We start from the raw sequence: 2411 nt of genomic DNA, 5'->3' as shown, positions 1-2411 counted from the left end.
CGGCAAAGAGATGAAGGGAGTCGGAGAAGCGAAGATTGCCAGCATATTAAGCGGCCTGGTGTTTGGCGCTATTTCATACATGTACAATGAGACCCTTGTAGAGCTTGCCGGTGAACTGGCCCATTATGAAATTCCTTTATTCGCGGTTTTGGAGGGCGCGCCTTTTCCGATTTTTATTTTTATGACGGCTGTTCTTTGCGTCGCGATCTACACAACGACGATCTCAAGCATTCTCGGGCTGTCCAGCCGCTTTCTGTCACTTGTGAACTGGCCGAGATGGGTAATCGTCCTCCTGCTTCTGTCGATCATGGTGCCTTTTACATCAATCGGCTTTTCAAATTTAATCGCTTTTTTATATCCAATTTACGGGTTATTAAATTTGTATTTATTGGTAAATATTTTACTTTATCCAATTTTAAGTAAATGGAAATAAATATATTTATGGTTATGAAGAATTGCTCTTTCGCTGTGGTTTTTTGTACAATAAGATCACAACAAGGAAGCAAAGAGGTGAACGATGTTGGCCGATAAAGAATTTGGCCTGAATGACGTGGTCGAAATGAAAAAGCCGCATCCTTGCGGGACGAACCGCTGGAAGATCATTCGGATGGGAATGGATATCCGGATTAAGTGCGAAGGCTGTTCACACAGTGTCATGATCCCGCGTAAAGAGTTTCAAAGAAAGCTGAAAAAGATATTAGTTAAGCATGAGGAGTCCGAATCTTAATCTTAGCGGACCCCCTCATGCTTTTTTTTTCGATCTCAACGAAAAATGAATTTTCACCTAGTTTGTATGAGTGAAAAGCAAGTTTTGTCAGCTTGTCTTTTACTGTAATCATCCTTATAATTGTTGCAGGTTTAACATTTACGACTACACATGGATGTTCATTATAGAGGAGATGAAACAATGGCTTTAACAGCTGGGATTGTTGGTTTGCCTAACGTTGGGAAATCAACCTTATTTAATGCAATTACTCAGGCCGGGGCAGAATCGGCCAACTACCCGTTTTGTACGATTGATCCAAACGTCGGAATCGTAGAGGTTCCTGATGAGCGTCTGCAAAAGCTGACAGAACTCGTCAATCCGAAGAAGACGGTCCCTACCGCATTTGAATTCACCGATATCGCCGGCATTGTAAAAGGAGCATCAAAAGGAGAAGGGCTCGGAAACAAGTTCCTGTCCCACATCCGCCAAGTGGACGCAATCTGCCATGTTGTCCGCTGTTTTGCCGACGACAATATCACGCACGTGTCCGGGAAAGTAGACCCGATTTCGGATATCGAGACGATCAACCTTGAGCTGATACTGGCTGACCTTGAAACCGTTGAGAAGCGGATCGGCCGGGTCGGAAAGATGGCCAAGCAAAAAGACAAAGAAGCCGTGTTTGAATTTGAGATTTTGACAAAGTTAAAAGAGGCATTTGAACAGGAAAAGCCGGCCCGTTCTGTCGAGTTCTCGGAAGAGCAGCAAAAGGTGTTGAAGCAGCTTCATCTGCTGACGACAAAACCTGTCTTATATGTAGCGAATGTCAGCGAGGATGAAGTGGCTGATCCTTCAGGAAACGAGTACGTCCAGAAGGTCCGGGAATTTGCTGCTGCTGAAAACGCGGAAGTCATCGTCGTCTGCGCCAAAATTGAGTCCGAAATCGCAGAGCTTGAAGGCGAAGAGAAGGCGATGTTCCTTGAAGAACTCGGCATCGAAGAATCCGGTCTGGATCAGCTGATTAAAGCGTCTTACTCCCTCCTTGGACTAGCCACTTATTTTACAGCGGGAGAACAGGAAGTCAGAGCCTGGACATTTAAAAAAGGAATGAAAGCCCCTGAATGTGCGGGCATCATCCATACAGACTTTGAACGCGGATTTATCCGTGCGGAAACGGTCGCTTACGACGATCTGCTGGAGGCGGGAAGCATGGCCTCAGCAAAAGAGGCCGGAAAAGTCCGCCTTGAAGGGAAAGAATACATTGTGAAAGACGGCGATGTCATTCATTTCCGTTTTAATGTATAACGCGGTTGAAATAGGACAAGAGCTTTGATATAATATAAAATTGTGAGTAATAGGATTATTGCTCCTTGCCCAATATAATGGGCCGCTTAGTCCAAAAGGAGGTGCAAATACAAATGAGAAAGTACGAAATCATGTACATCATCCGCCCAGACGTTGATGAAGAGTCTAAAAAGGCTGTTGTTGAGCGTTTTAACAACATTTTAACAACTAACGGTGCGGAGGTCACTGAAACAAAAGATTGGGGAAAACGCCGTCTTGCGTACGAAATTAACGATTTCCGCGACGGATTCTACCAAATCTTAAACGTTCAAGCTGGAGCTGAAGCAGTTCAAGAATTTGACCGTTTAGCTAAAATCAGTGATGACATCATTCGCCACATCGTGGTTAAAGAAGAAGAATAAAC

Annotated in this window: 3 protein-coding genes and 1 pseudogene; all 4 read left to right on the top strand. The window is 44.3% G+C overall.

Annotated features, from left to right (window positions below; all coding sequences use genetic code 11):
* Position 1 precedes the first annotated feature (1 nt).
* Positions 2-433 (top strand): annotated as a pseudogene (locus C1T29_RS24610) (hypothetical protein); the annotation flags it as partial.
* 87 nt (positions 434-520) lie between these two features.
* Positions 521-727 carry a DUF951 domain-containing protein gene (locus C1T29_RS24605; RefSeq protein ID WP_011201785.1) on the top strand — a complete coding sequence of 69 codons (207 nt, stop codon included), beginning with the start codon at positions 521-523 and terminating at the stop codon, positions 725-727.
* 180 nt (positions 728-907) lie between these two features.
* Entirely contained in the window at positions 908-2008 is a 1101-nt protein-coding gene (ychF, locus tag C1T29_RS24600) for a redox-regulated ATPase YchF (RefSeq protein ID WP_026580414.1), read from the top strand.
* Positions 2009-2121: 113 nt separating this feature from the next.
* The gene (gene rpsF, locus C1T29_RS24595) at positions 2122-2409 is read left to right on the top strand and encodes a 30S ribosomal protein S6 (protein ID WP_020453642.1); all 288 of its coding nucleotides are present in this window, start codon (positions 2122-2124) and stop codon (positions 2407-2409) included.
* Positions 2410-2411 lie beyond the last annotated feature (2 nt).

This window comes from Bacillus sp. MBGLi79 (assembly GCF_002953915.1).
This window is presented reverse-complemented; position numbering and strand designations above follow the sequence as displayed.

Bases quoted from the DNA above. Each gene is read 5' to 3' on its own strand.
- ychF (WP_026580414.1), top strand. From the start codon at position 908: ATGGCTTTAACAGCTGGGATTGTTGGTTTGCCTAACGTTGGGAAATCA.
- rpsF (WP_020453642.1), top strand. From the start codon at position 2,122: ATGAGAAAGTACGAAATCATGTACATCATCCGCCCAGACGTTGATGAA.